Here is a 13,198-nt window from a genome sequence, read left to right as displayed (position 1 = left end):
TGAACACAAACTTGACATAAGTGAACATTTCTCGCAGCGTCGCCGCAGCCCCGAAGGAGTCCGGCCATGTCCACCGATCCGCTGTTGCAGCCCTATCGCCTCAAACACCTGGTGCTGAAGAACCGCCTGATGCTGTCCTCGCATGAACCGGCCTATGCCGAAGACGGGATGCCCAAGGCGCGTTACCGGGCCTATCATGTGGAACGCGCCCGCGCCGGGATCGCGCTGACGATGACGGCGGGCTCGGCCAGCGTCTCGCGCGACAGCCCGCCTGCCTTCAACAACATCCTGGCCTGGAAGGACGAGGTGGTGGACTGGATGCGCGCGCTTGGCGACGCCTGCCACGAGCATGGCTGCGCGGTGATGATCCAGCTCACCCATCTCGGCCGCCGCACCCGCTGGGACAAGGGCGACTGGCTGCCCTCGCTCTCGGCCGGCCATGACCGCGAGGTGGCGCACCGCGCCTTTCCCAAGCGCGCCGAGGACTGGGATATCGCGCGGCTGATCGAGGACTATGCCAGCGCCGCCGAGCGCATGCAGGCGGCGGGGCTCGACGGTATCGAGCTCGAAGCCTATGGCCATCTGATGGACCAGTTCTGGACCCCGATGGTCAACGAGATGGAGGCGCCCTGGGGCGGGTCGCTCGACAACCGCATGCGCTTTGCCATGGAGGTGCTGGGCGCGATCCGCAAGCGCGTGGGCGAGACGTTCATTGTCGGCATCCGCTATTCGGCCGATGAATGCGCCCGGACCGGCATCACCCCGGACGAGGGGCTCGAGATCACCCGGCGGCTCAAGGCCAGCGGGCTGGTGGATTTCCTCAACGTGATCCGGGGCCGCATCGACACCGACGCGGCGCTGACCGATGTGATCCCCGTGCAGGGGATGCGCAGCGCGCCGCATCTGGATTTTGCCGGCGAGATCCGCGCCGCGAGCGATCTGCCCACCTTCCACGCCGCCAAGATCCAGGATGTCGCCACCGCGCGCCACGCCATCGCCAGCGGCAAGCTCGACATGGTCGGCATGACCCGCGCGCATATGGCCGATCCGCATATCGTCGCCAAGATCCTGCGCGGCGAAGAGGACCGCATCCGCCCCTGTGTCGGCGCCAATTACTGTCTCGACCGGATCTATATGGGCGGCGGGGCGCTCTGCCTGCACAACCCCTCGACCGGGCGCGAACTGGAAATGCCGCATGACATCGCCCCGGCAGAGACCGCACGCCGCGTGGTGATCGTGGGCGCCGGGCCGGCGGGGCTCGAAGCCGCGCGGGTGGCGGCGCTGCGCGGCCATGAGGTGGTGGTGCACGAGGCGGCGAACGATCCCGGCGGCCAGGTGCGGCTGACCGCGCAGACCCCGCGCCGGGCCGAGATGATGTCGCTTATCGACTGGCGTTTCGCGGAATGCGAGCGCATGGGTGTGCGCTTTCATTTCAACAGCTTCGCCGATGCCGAGACGGTATTGGCCGAGGCGCCGGACGTGGTGATCGTCGCCACCGGCGGGCTGCCCCATGCCGAGGGGCTCGACACGGGCGATGCGCTGGTGGTCACCGCCTGGGACATCCTGTCGGGCGATGCGCAGCCCGGCAGCAATGTGCTGATCTTCGACGACGCCGGCGATTTCGCGGCGCTTCAGGCGGCGGAGAAACTCACCGCCGCCGGCGCCAGCGTCGAGATCGTGACCCGCGACCGCAACATCGCCTCCGAGGTCATGTCGATGTCGCTCACCCCCTCGCTGCGCGCGTTGCAGGGCCGCGACCTGCGCTTCACGGTGACCTGGAGGCTCGACGCGGTCACGCGCGAGGGCAATGGGCTGCGCGCCACGCTTGGCAGCGACTACAGCCCGGCGACCGCCGAACGGCTGGTGGATCAGGTCGTGGTCAACCGCGGCACCCGCCCGCTCGACGAGCTGTATTTCGAGCTGAAACCCGGCGCGCGCAATCAGGGCGAGGTGGATTACGAGGCGCTGATCGCGCTGCGGCCGCAAGAGCTGGTGCACAACCCGGAGGGCCAATACCAGCTTTTCCGCATCGGCGACGCGGTTTCGGCGCGCAACACCCATGCCGCGATCTACGATGCGCTGCGGCTGCTACGGACGCTTTGAGGAGCACGTCAAGATCCAATCGCAACCATATGATATAACGTCATATTTTGAGACCGCCAGTCACACGCCCGCGCGGATCTGGCTGAGCGTCCGGTAAGGCGTCAGCGCCTCGGCATCGACCGTCAGCTCGAGCAGCGCGCCGCTGGGCGAGGCCAGCGCGCGTTCGAAGGCGTCGGCGAACTGGGCCGTCTCCGAGACCAGCTCGCCATGCAGCCCGCAGGCCCGCGCGATGCCCGCGAAGTCGGGGTTTTGCAGATCGGTGCCGCTGACCCGGGCGGGAAATTCCCGCTCCTGATGCGCGCGGATCGTGCCGTAGCTGCCATTGTTGACCACGATCACGATCACCGCCGCACCGGCCTGCCGCGCGGTGGCCAGTTCCTGAAGGGTCATCTGGAGATCGCCATCGCCGGCAAAACACAGGACCACCGCCTCCGGCCGCTCCAGCTTGGCCGCCACCGCGGCGGGCAGACCATATCCCATCGCCCCCGATTGCGGCCCCAACAGCCGCATCCCCGGGCGGAACCGGAAGAACCGCGTCGGCCAGACGGTGAAATTGCCCGCACCATTGGTCAGCACCAGCTCGTCCTCGGCGAGCCGCGCCCGCAAATGCGCGCAGACCGCCACCATATCCACCGGCCCCGGCTGCGCCGGCGCCTTGTCGATAAAGCCCAGATAGGCCGCGCGCGCGGATTCGCGCCAGCCCGCCCAGCCGCCCGTCACCGCTTCGGAAAGCGCCAGCGCAAAGCGCTCGGGCGAGGCGTGAATGCCCAGCGCCGGACGGTAGACCTTGCCGATTTCACGATCGGACGCATGGACATGCACGATCTTCTGAACCGGGTCCGGCACCCGCAGCAGCGTATAACCATCGGTCATGTTCTCGCCAAAGCGGATGCCTAGCGCCAGAATCACATCCGCATCGCGCAGAATCCCCTTGACCGCCGCGCTCATCCCCACCCCGGCATCGCCGCAAAAGCAGGGCGAGCGATTGTCGAACTGGTCCTGATAGCGAAAGGCCGTCGCCACGGGAATATCCGAGCCTTCGGCAAAACGTTGCAGCGCCGCGCTGGCCGCACGGTCCCAGGGCGCGCCACCCATCACGATCAGCGGACGCTCGGCGCGCTCCAGCATCTCAAGCGCCTCGACCACCGCGCCCGGCGCGGGTTCGGGCGGGAAAACCGGCACAGGGCCGTCGAGCGGCGCCACTTCGGCCTTGGCCATCAGCATGTCCTCGGGCAGCGCGATCACCACAGGGCCGGGGCGGCCGGTGGTGGCCACGGTCCAGGCGCGCGACAGGATCTCGGGCACGCGCGCCACATCGTCGATCTCCACCGCCCATTTCGCCATGGTGCCGAAGACGGCGCGGTAATCGACCTCCTGAAACGCCTCGCGCCCGCGCATCCCAGTGGCAATCTGCCCCACCAACAGCAGCATCGGCGCGCTGTCCTGCATCGCCGTATGCACCCCGATCGAGGCATTGGTCGCGCCCGGTCCGCGCGTCACCATGCAGATGCCGGGGGTCCCCGTCAGCTTGCCATGCGCCGCCGCCATGAAAGCCGCCCCGCCCTCCTGCCGGCAATTGACGAAATCGAGCCGGCCCTTGCTGTCATGCATCGCGTCGAGCACCGCCAGATAGCTTTCGCCCGGCACCCCGAAGGCCCGCCGCGCGCCCAGCGCGATCAGACAATCCACCACCAGTTGCCCACCGTTGCGTGCCATGCCGCTCTCCTTCCGCCGCTACGCCGTTTGTGGAGAATTCGAAGCCGCGCCGCAAGCGGGGCCGAAATCACCACCCGCCAGAACGCTTTGTTAAGACCCGGCCCGTATTTGTCTTGCTGATCCGGCGGGGGATTTGGCCTGCCGGGCGCATTGACCCGCGACCTCGCAACGCTGCCAAAGGTGCCGATCCCACGATGACCGACGTTCACTATCACGTTCTCGAACCCGCGCGGAACCGCAATGGCGAGGATGCGCTTGTGCCCTTCCTGCTCGGGGCCCGCCACGGCCCGGTGACGATCTCGGCCCGCGACGTGGCGCGTCTCGATTCGCACCGGCTGCAAATCCTTCTCGTGGCCGAGAAGCAATGGGCCAGCGAAGGGCTGCCCTTCCTCCTGACCGACACCAACGGCACCTTCCGCGCCGGGCTCGAGCGGCTCGGCCTCGCCTCCGATCACTTCGACAAGGACCCGCTGCAATGACCACCAAAGTCCTCGCGATCGACGATTCCCGAACCATCCGAAACCTGCTGCGCGTCTCGCTGGAAGGCGCCGGGTTCGAATATCATTCGGCCTGCGACGGGGTCGAAGGGGTCGAGCAATTCGCCGATGTCGAACCCGATGTCGTGATCACCGACATCAACATGCCCAACATGGACGGGTTCGGCGTGATCGAGACGCTGCGCAACGGCCCCAACCGCACCACCGTGCCGATCATCGTGCTCACCACCGAAAGCGGCGCCGATCTCAAGGCGCGCGCGCGCACCGCCGGCGCCACCGGATGGATCGTGAAACCCTTCGACGATTCCTCGCTGGTCTCGGTGCTGCGCCGCCTCACCGGACATGTGGTGTGACGATGTCGACAAACTCGATCCGCGATACGTTTTTCGAAGAATGCGAGGAGCTGCTCGAAGCGCTTGTCGAAGGGCTCTCGGCGATGGAAGAAAACGCCGAGGATATGGATGTGGTCAACGCGGTCTTCCGTGCGGTGCATTCGATCAAGGGCGGCGCCGGCGCCTTTGCGCTCGACCGGCTGGTCAGCTTCGCCCATACCTTCGAGACGGTCATGGACAAGGTCCGCTCGCATGAGCTGAAGGTCGATGAAGAGCTGATGCTGCTCTTTCACCGCTCCGGCGACCAGCTTGCCGATCTCGTCGAGGCTGCCCGCGACGACCGCGAACCCAACGCCGAATCCGAAGCCACGATCCTCAAGGAGCTCGAGGCTCATCTCGGCGATGCGGACCGCGAGGAAGCCTTCTCCTTCGACGCGGTGACACTCGATTTCGACGCGGCGCCCATGCCCATCGACCTGCCCGAGCCCGAGCCGACGCTGCGCCGGTTCGACATCCGCTTTCACCCCACCCCGATGCTCTACGCCAACGGGCACGAACCGCTGCTGCTCTTCGACGCGCTGGCGGAGCTGGGGACATTGACAGTACAGGCCGATCTGAGCCATCTGCCCGAATTCGATGCCTTCGATCCCAATGATGCGGTGATCGACTGGCAGCTCTCGCTGGAGACCAGCGAGGACGAGACCGTGCTGCACGAGATTTTCGAATTCGTCGATGCGCTCTGCGATCTGGAAATCTCGGTGCGCGACGAGGACGCCCCCGCGCCGATGCCACCGGAGGAGAGCCCCGCCCCCCCCGAGGCCGCGGAACCCGTGACAGAGACCGCGGCGCCTGTCGTGGCCAAGACCACCGAACCGCCCGAAGCCAAGACCCCGCCCAAGCAAAGCGCGCCGCGCGACGAACCCCGCGGGCCGCGCCCGACGCTGCGCGTCGATCTCGAGCGGGTGGACCGGCTGATCAACACGGTGGGCGAACTGATCATCAACCAGGCGATGATCTCGCAGCGCATCGAAGAGCTGGAACTGCCGGCGGTCGCGCATCTCACCAACGAGCTCGAAGCCTACAAACTGCTGGCCCGCGACATCCAGGAAGGGGTGATGGCGATCCGCGCCCAGCCGGTGAAGCCGCTCTTCCAGCGCATGTCCCGGATCGTCCGCGAAGCCTCCGAGGCGACCGGCAAAAAGGCCAAGCTGGTCACGGTGGGCGACTCGACCGAGGTCGACAAGACCGTGATCGAACGGCTGGCCGATCCGCTTACCCACATGGTGCGCAACGCGGTCGATCACGGGCTGGAGCCGCCCGCGAAACGCGAGGACGCCGGCAAGGACCCCGTCGGCGCGATCCGGCTCTCGGCCTCGCACCGTTCGGGCAGCGTCTTCATCGAGATCGCCGATGACGGCGCCGGGCTGAACCGCGCGCGCATCCTCGAGAAAGCCATCGAGAAGGGGCTGGTCTCGCCCGAGGCCGAGCTCTCCGAACAGGAAATCGACAACCTGCTCTTCCTGCCGGGCTTCTCCACCGCCGCCGAGGTGTCCAACCTCTCGGGGCGCGGAGTTGGGATGGATGTGGTGAAGAACGCGGTCGCGGCGCTGGGCGGGCGCGTGTCCATCGCCTCGGTGCCCGGCAGCGGAACCACCTTCACCATCGTGCTGCCGCTCACGCTGGCGGTGATGGACGGGTTCGTCATCTCGATCTCGGATCAGACCATGGTGATCCCCATCGCCTCGATCATCGAGACGATCCGTCCGAACCGCAAGGACCTGCATTGCATCGGCACCGACGGCCAGGTCATTTCGGTGCGCGGCTCCTACGTCCCGATCGTCGATGTGGCGCGCAATCTCGGCCTGTCGGGTGGCGAGACGACCACCGGAAGCGGCGTGCTTCTGCTGGTCAGCACCGAGAGCCAGGGCCTCACCGCACTGCGCGTCGGCGCGATCCACGATCAGCGCCAGGTGGTGATCAAGAGCCTCGAAAGCAACTACGGCGCCATTCCGGGCGTGTCCGCTGCCACGATTCTCGGCGACGGCAAGATCGCCCTCATTCTCGATCCCGACGAGCTTGTGAAACTCAACCCCGCGGCGCCCTTCCTGCCGCTCGCATCGACCCCCAGATTGGAGCTGCGCCATGCTTGATGTTATCGAAGCCCCGACCGAAACCCAGTTCGAGTTCATCACCTTTTCGGCGGGTAACCAGAGCTTCTGCCTCGAGATCACTCAGATCCGCGAGATCCGCCGCTGGACTCCGGTGACGAAGCTGCCGCACACGCCGGACGATGTGCTGGGCGTGATGAACCTGCGCGGTGCGGTGATCCCGATCTTCGATCTGGCGGCCCGCTTCGGGCTTGGCACCACACCGGACAACGAACGCAATGTCGTGATCGTCGCCGCCGCCGGCGGCACCACCATCGGGCTGCTGGTGGAATCGGTCTCGGAGATCCTCTCGGTAGACAAATCCGCGATCCAGGAAACCCCCGACATCAAATCCGAAGCCGCGCGGCAGGCCATCCTCGGCGTGATCTCCGTGGGCGAAAACATGGTGCGCGTGGTCAATCTCGATGCGGTGCTCGACAATGACATGGGAACGGCGGGATGATCCCGGCTCCGTCAGAACCGGGGGCGCGGGACTTCCGCTTTACCGACGAGGATTTCCGGGCGCTCGCGCGGCTGGCCCGCGCCGAATTCGGCCTCAGCCTCGCCGAAAGCAAGAAGCCGCTGGTCTATTCCCGGCTCGCACGGCGCCTGCGGGCGCGTGAGATCAGCCGGTTCCAAGACTACATGGCGCTTCTCGGAACCCCCGACGCGGCCGACGAACGGCTCGAACTGATCTCGGCGCTCACCACCAATGTGACCAGTTTCTTCCGCGAGAAACACCATTTCGAGACGCTCAGGCAGGCGTTGATTCCCGATTTTCCGCAGCAGTCCCGCGTCCGGATCTGGTCGGCCGGCTGTTCCTCGGGGCAAGAGCCGTTCTCGATCGCCATGACGATCCTCGACGCGCTGCCCGACGCCGCACAACGCGACATCCGCATCCTCGCCACCGACATCGACCCGGCCATCGTGCGCCGGGCGAAGGCGGCACAATATACCCAGGAAGAGGTCGAAACGATCCCCAGCGAGCTGCGCCGAAGCTGGATCGGCCTCGGCGCCCGCGCAGATCAGTTCGAGATGGCCGCGGCGCCGCGCCAGATGATCTCCTTCGCCGAGCTGAACCTGATCGACCCCTGGCCCTTTCATGGCCCGTTCGACGCCATCTTCTGCCGTAACGTGGCGATCTATTTCGATCAGGACACCCAGCAGACGCTTTGGGGGCGTTTCGCCACCATGCTGCGCGACGACGGGTTTCTGTTCATCGGCCATTCGGAGCGCGTGTCCGGCCCGGCACTGCAGACGCTCGCCACCGCAGGGGTCACCACCTACCGCAAGAAGCCCGCATCGGGTGGCGCTGTCGCGACTTAGGAGACGAGAATGAGTCTGAAAGATTCCCTGCGCGTGATGGTGGTCGATGACATGGCCACGAGCCGCGGTCTGATCACCCAGGCGCTCGACGAGATCGGCATCGCGAATTACCAGACCGAGAACGACGGCCAGAAGGCGCTGGCGCGTCTGGCCGCCAGCCCGGTGCATCTGGTGCTGTCGGATTTCAACATGCCCAACATGGACGGGCTGGCGCTGCTCCAGGCCGTGCGTCAGAACAAGGCGACGCAGCGCATGGGCTTTATCCTCGTCACCGGTAAACCCACCCCCGACATGGTCGCCGCGGCCAAAAAATGGGGCCTCAACAACATGATCAAGAAACCTTTCACCTCGCTGGCGATGAAGCAATGCATCGAGAGCGTGGTGGGAAAGCTGTGACATGCGACTGACTGACATCCACCTCACCCCCGCCGATGCGACCCGCCTGCTGTCGAGAGAAATCCGCCATTTGCAGCACCGGCTGGAGCGGCTGGAACACGGGATGGAACATTTCTATGCCGCCAGAAACGGGCGGCTGGGGACGGTGGCGGTCACGGCGCTGCAAGAGCTCGACATGCTGGCGCAATCCACCGATGCGCTGGCCGCCTATGTGGAAAAACTCTCGCTCCGGGTCGATGCAGACACGGTGCTCGACCTGTCGTCAGAGCTCTCCGCCATTCCGCTGCGCACCCTCAGCCGCCGCCTGAGCGGCGCAACACAGGAGGATCTTGCCGCAAACGCGCCCGAACTGTTCTGAGCGCCGCCACCCGCCCGGGCCAGCACCGCCGCCGTCTCTCCCGCGGCCCAAGGGGCACCGGCCCGTTCCCTCTCCGCCGCCGTGCCCCGCACGCCTGGCCAGCATATCGAAAGGGGCGTCGATGCGTCCGATCTCGCTGATCATCGCCATTCCGGACAGGGCCTTGCGCCGCCGTCTGTCGCAGGAAATGGGCGCCTCGCCCGTGATCGACGTTGTGGCCGAGACCCACGACCTGATGACCACCTATGCCGAGGTCGAAGAACGCGAGCCCATGGCGGTGCTGATCGCCGGGGCGCTCGCCCGGGCGCCGGAATTCGAGGTGATGCGCGCGTTGTTCGCCGCGCTCGATGTGCGCTGGCTGGTGATCACCGGCTCCCCCGACGCCGGCGGCCGCGATGCGGACTCGCCCTGGGGCCGGACCTCCGATCTCTTCGCGGTGGACACCGGCGTCTCTGCGGAACGGCTCGTCGAAACCCTGCGCAGCGTGACCCGCGCCGCCCGGCGTCTGGGCCCCGCCACAGCCCCCCCGGCCGCGCTGCGCCCGGCCGCGGCTCCCGAGGCCCCTGCCGCCGGGCGCAGCAATCGCTTCATCCTGATCGGCGCCTCCACCGGCGGGGTCGATGCGCTGCTCTGTGTGCTGTCCAGCTTTCCCGCGGATTGCCCGCCGACCTTCATCGTGCAGCACACCGGCGGCGGGTTCGGAGAAAGCCTCACCCGCCTGCTCGACCGGCAATGCGCGGCGCGGGTGCGTCCCGCGCGCGACGGCGATACCGTGGATCATGGCGAGATCGTTCTGGCCGCGGGCAGTCGCGCGCATATGCGCCTGGCGGGCGGCAAGCCGATGCGCATCGCACTGGAGGCCGGCGCTCCGATCTCGGGCCATATGCCTTCGGTCGATGCGCTGTTCCACTCCGCCGTGCCCGGGGCCAGACGGGCAGTCGTGGCACTGCTGACCGGCATGGGCCGCGACGGGGCCGAGGGGATGAAGGCACTGCGCGATGCCGGCGCCGTCACCATCGCTCAGGACAAGGCCACCAGCATCGTCTACGGGATGCCGCGCGCCGCGATGCAGATCGGCGCGGCGCAATCCAGCCTGGCCCTGCCCAGGATCGGCCCGGCGCTGTTGCGCGCCTGCGCCGCCGGCCAGACCCAGGCCAGCCAGAGGGCGACAGCAAAATGATGGATCAAACGGAAAAACTCGTGAACGTCATCCAGGGCGAATACCACATCTCGGACGATCCGCAGTGCGTGCTGTCCACGGTGCTGGGATCCTGCGCCGCCGTCTGCCTGACCGATCCGGTTGCCCGGGTCGGCGGCATGAATCATTTCCTCTTGCCGCACCGCGCCGGCAAGGATGGCGAGGATGTGCGTTATGGCGCCTATTCCATGGAGCTGCTGATCAACGGGCTGCTGAAACGCGGCGCCCGCAAGAACCGGATGATCGCCAAGCTCTTCGGCGGCGCCAAGATGATCACCCAGCTGCGCGACATCGGCGTGTCCAATGTCGCCTTCGCAAAGGAGTTTCTGCAAAACGAAGGCATTCCGCTCGCCTCGCAAAGCACCGGCGGCAACGCCGCGCGGCGCATTCGCTTCTGGCCGACCGACGGGCGGGTCAAGCAGTTCATCGTCCCCGGCGAGGTGGAGGCGGTGGCGCCGGTGATCCCCCCCGCGCCGCGCCCCGCCCATGGCGAGATCACGCTGTTCTGACCTCAGGCGCCCTTCAGATCGGGTCGATCTGCTGGAAGGCGTTGCGCAGCGCCTCGGACCAGGCGGCGCTCATCCGGGCAAAGCCCTCGTCATCGGCTTCGATCCGGCGACGCCGGCTGATCTGAAGCGCATCGGTTTCGATGATCGCCATATCCAGCGGCATGCCGACGCTGAGGTTCGACCGCAGGGTGGAATCCATCGACAGCAGCACCGCCTTCTCGGCATCGGCCAGCGAGGTACCGGGCTCGATCACCCGGTCGAGGATCGGCTTGCCATATTTGTGCTCGCCGATCTGCAGGAACGGCGTGTCCTGCGTCGCCTCGATGAAATTGCCCTCGGGATAGACCAGGAACATGCGCATCGGGCCGCCTTTGCGCTGCCCCGCCACGATCATCGAGGCGGTGGCGCCTTGGCTCATGCGTTCCATCTTGGCCGAGACTTCGGTGGTGACGTCCGACAGCATACCGCCGACGATCTCCGCCACCTGCAACATGGTCGGCGCCCGCAGGATCGACCGGTCGCTTTCCGGATCGTCATTGGCATCGGTCAGCCGCGCCATGGTGGTCTGGGTGATCGACAGCGAACCGGCGGTCATGATGCCGATGGCCCGCTCGCCCGGGGTCTCGAAGAGAAACATCTTGCGATAGGTCGCGATGTTGTCGAGCCCCGCATTGGTGCGCGTGTCGGAGAGCAGAACCATGCCCGCATCCAACAGCAATCCCACGCAATAGGTCATCCCGAATCCCCTGAAAGCACCCTGCCCCGCATCGGCTATAGAGCCGCGCGGCCCGCCGGGCAATGGGCCCGAACGGCGCAGATGCCGCCGTTTACTGCTGTTGCTGGCCCTGTTCGGCGGTCACGATGACCTCGACGGTCAGATGCTCGTCGGGCGTGCTGCCCTGGACCACCCCCCGGATCGGTGCCGCGTCCTGCGCGTCAAAGCCCGAGCCGAGGCGGATATAACGCTCGTCCGGGCAGCAGCGGTTCGACGGGTCGAAACCGACCCAGCCGAGATCCGGCACGAACAGCTCGGCCCAGGCGTGGCTGGCCTCATGCGGCTTGCCGTCCTCGTCCGCCTGCAAATAGCCGGTGACGTAGCGCGCGGGAATGCCGGCCACATGCGCCACGGCGATGAGCGCATGCGCGTGGTCCTGACACACGCCCTTGCCGCCCGACAGCGCCTCGGCGGCGGTGGTGTGCGGCTTGGTCTCGCCCGGCGCATAGTCGATGGCCTCGGCTACGGCGCCCGACAGCGCGTGCGCCCGGTCGAGATCGGAGGCCGCTTTCATCCCGTCCAGCGCCGAGGCCGACAACGCGCGCAGGTCGTTGTCGGGGCGGATGAACTTGGTGGAGCGCAGATAGAGCGAGGCCGGCCCCTTTTCGCGGTGATCGCGCAGCACGCCGAAAAGATCGACGGTCTCGACCTCGCCGGTCACGACGACGCTCAGCTCGTCAAGCGGGCCGCGCCAGCTAGCGAGCGCGGTGCGGTCGCCCGCGCCATCGGTGAATTCCGCTCCGCGCAGCGCGCCCTCGGTTTTCACCTCCCAGGACAGCACCTTTTGCGAAGCACAGTCGGCGGGCCAGAGACGCAAGGATTGCACCACCCCGCGCACGGGATGGTCGAAACGGTAACGGGTGGTGTGGCGCACGCTCAGTTTCATGCCGGGATCCCATGCAGATAGACATCCTGAACCGTGGTCGCGAGCCCCGCGTTGCGCGCCATGAAGCGCGCCAGGAACTCGTGCAGCCCTTCGTCGAAGATGTCCTCGACCGAGGCGCGGTTCAGATCGTCGAGAAGCTGATGCGCCACATCCTGCGCGCGGGTGCCGGTCTGGTAATTCTCGGCGATATTGTCGAGATGCTCGCAGGTCCAATGCACACAGGACAAAAGCGAGCGCGGGAACTTGCGGTTGAGGATCAGCAGATGCGCGATCTTCTGCGCGGTGATCTCGCCGGTATAGGTCCAGTTGAAGGCGCGCTGCGCGGTCATCGACTGCAAGAGCAGCGCCCACTGGCTCTGATCGAGGCCGGAGCCGACATAGGAGAGCGACGGCAGCAGCACGTAATATTTCACGTCGATCAGCCGCGCGGTGTTGTCGGCACGCTCGACAGAGGTCCCGATGCCCATGAAGTCGTAGCCGTCATTGCGCAGTTGCGTGGCCTGAATGCAGCCCCGCACGAGATGACAGATGCGCAGCGTCCATTCGCTGAGATCGCTCAGCATGAGCTTGCTGCGCTCGGTGCGCTGAAGCTGCTTGAGCTCCTGGAATGCAGAGTTGATCGCATCCCAGACCGGCGCGGTCAGCGCGGTGCGCACCACGCGGGCATTCTCGCGCGCGGCGTTGATGCAGGAGAGCACAGAGGACGGGTTCTCGGCATCGAAGAACAGCCAGGTTTCGATATTGCGCTGGTTGGGCTCGCCGTATTTTTCCTTGAACTCTTCCAGCGTGCCCTTGGCCTGAAGCACGGCCTCCCAGTCGTTGCGATAGCCGCCCGAGGGATCGGGCAGCAAAGCGTTGCGGGCGCCCACTTCGAGCAGGCGCGCGGTGGTTTCGGCGCGCTCGAGATAGCGGGCCATCCAGTAAAGGTGATCTGCGGTGCGGCTCAGCATGTCTT

Annotated in this window: 14 protein-coding genes; 10 read left to right on the top strand and 4 right to left on the bottom strand. The window is 66.5% G+C overall.

From position 1 onward, the window contains the following. The first annotated feature begins 66 nt into the window (after positions 1-66). Positions 67-2,103: an NADH:flavin oxidoreductase gene (locus tag M4578_RS18395; RefSeq protein WP_258094762.1), complete on the top strand. Its 2,037-nt coding sequence runs from the start codon at positions 67-69 to the stop codon at positions 2,101-2,103. A gap of 60 nt (positions 2,104-2,163) precedes the next feature. On the opposite strand, the gene M4578_RS18390 is transcribed toward M4578_RS18395, so the two are convergent. Then, complete coding sequence (locus M4578_RS18390) at positions 2,164-3,819, bottom strand: thiamine pyrophosphate-binding protein (protein ID WP_258094761.1); 1,656 nt, start codon at positions 3,817-3,819, stop codon at positions 2,164-2,166. Between the two features lie 194 nt (positions 3,820-4,013). Between M4578_RS18390 and M4578_RS18385 the strand changes: the two genes are divergently transcribed. The 9 genes from M4578_RS18385 to M4578_RS18345 all read left to right on the top strand — a co-directional run bounded on the left by M4578_RS18385 (position 4,014) and on the right by M4578_RS18345 (position 10,582). Beyond that, positions 4,014-4,298, top strand: a complete 285-nt coding sequence (locus M4578_RS18385; RefSeq protein ID WP_258094760.1) for an STAS domain-containing protein — start codon at positions 4,014-4,016, stop codon at positions 4,296-4,298. Beyond that, complete coding sequence (locus M4578_RS18380) at positions 4,295-4,669, top strand: response regulator (protein ID WP_258094759.1); 375 nt, start codon at positions 4,295-4,297, stop codon at positions 4,667-4,669. Before M4578_RS18385 ends, M4578_RS18380 begins: the two co-directional genes overlap by 4 nt. A 2-nt stretch (positions 4,670-4,671) precedes the next feature. After that, positions 4,672-6,798: a chemotaxis protein CheA gene (locus M4578_RS18375; RefSeq protein ID WP_258094883.1), complete on the top strand. Its 2,127-nt coding sequence runs from the start codon at positions 4,672-4,674 to the stop codon at positions 6,796-6,798. Continuing rightward, a complete protein-coding gene (locus tag M4578_RS18370; RefSeq protein WP_258094758.1) occupies positions 6,791-7,258 on the top strand; it encodes a chemotaxis protein CheW in 468 nt (155 codons plus the stop codon). Before M4578_RS18375 ends, M4578_RS18370 begins: the two co-directional genes overlap by 8 nt. Continuing rightward, positions 7,255-8,121: a CheR family methyltransferase gene (locus M4578_RS18365; protein WP_258094757.1), complete on the top strand. Its 867-nt coding sequence runs from the start codon at positions 7,255-7,257 to the stop codon at positions 8,119-8,121. The genes M4578_RS18370 and M4578_RS18365 overlap by 4 nt, the downstream gene beginning before the upstream one ends. Before the next feature lie 9 nt (positions 8,122-8,130). Further along, positions 8,131-8,517, top strand: a complete 387-nt coding sequence (locus M4578_RS18360) for a response regulator (RefSeq protein ID WP_258094756.1) — start codon at positions 8,131-8,133, stop codon at positions 8,515-8,517. 1 nt (position 8,518) lies between these two features. After that, on the top strand, positions 8,519-8,875 hold the full coding sequence (locus M4578_RS18355) for a chemotaxis protein (protein WP_258094755.1): 357 nt from the start codon (positions 8,519-8,521) through the stop codon (positions 8,873-8,875). Between the two features lie 121 nt (positions 8,876-8,996). Then, complete coding sequence (locus tag M4578_RS18350) at positions 8,997-10,055, top strand: CheB methylesterase domain-containing protein (protein WP_258094754.1); 1,059 nt, start codon at positions 8,997-8,999, stop codon at positions 10,053-10,055. Continuing rightward, positions 10,052-10,582 carry a chemotaxis protein CheD gene (locus tag M4578_RS18345; protein WP_258094753.1) on the top strand — a complete coding sequence of 177 codons (531 nt, stop codon included), beginning with the start codon at positions 10,052-10,054 and terminating at the stop codon, positions 10,580-10,582. The genes M4578_RS18350 and M4578_RS18345 overlap by 4 nt, the downstream gene beginning before the upstream one ends. A 13-nt stretch (positions 10,583-10,595) precedes the next feature. Here M4578_RS18345 and M4578_RS18340 read toward each other — a convergent pair whose 3' ends face one another. The 3 genes from M4578_RS18340 to M4578_RS18330 form a co-directional block, all read right to left on the bottom strand. Then, positions 10,596-11,318 (bottom strand): proteasome-type protease, encoded by a 723-nt coding sequence (locus tag M4578_RS18340; RefSeq protein WP_258094752.1) that lies wholly within the window; start codon positions 11,316-11,318, stop codon positions 10,596-10,598. A gap of 91 nt (positions 11,319-11,409) precedes the next feature. After that, positions 11,410-12,243, bottom strand: a complete 834-nt coding sequence (locus M4578_RS18335) for a transglutaminase family protein (RefSeq protein ID WP_258094751.1) — start codon at positions 12,241-12,243, stop codon at positions 11,410-11,412. Continuing rightward, positions 12,240-13,193 (bottom strand): alpha-E domain-containing protein, encoded by a 954-nt coding sequence (locus tag M4578_RS18330; RefSeq protein WP_258094750.1) that lies wholly within the window; start codon positions 13,191-13,193, stop codon positions 12,240-12,242. Before M4578_RS18330 ends, M4578_RS18335 begins: the two co-directional genes overlap by 4 nt. Positions 13,194-13,198: the final 5 nt, after the last annotated feature.

It is taken from the genome of Salipiger pentaromativorans, from assembly GCF_024721115.1.
Lineage (GTDB): Bacteria > Pseudomonadota > Alphaproteobacteria > Rhodobacterales > Rhodobacteraceae > Salipiger > Salipiger pentaromativorans.
This window is presented reverse-complemented; position numbering and strand designations above follow the sequence as displayed.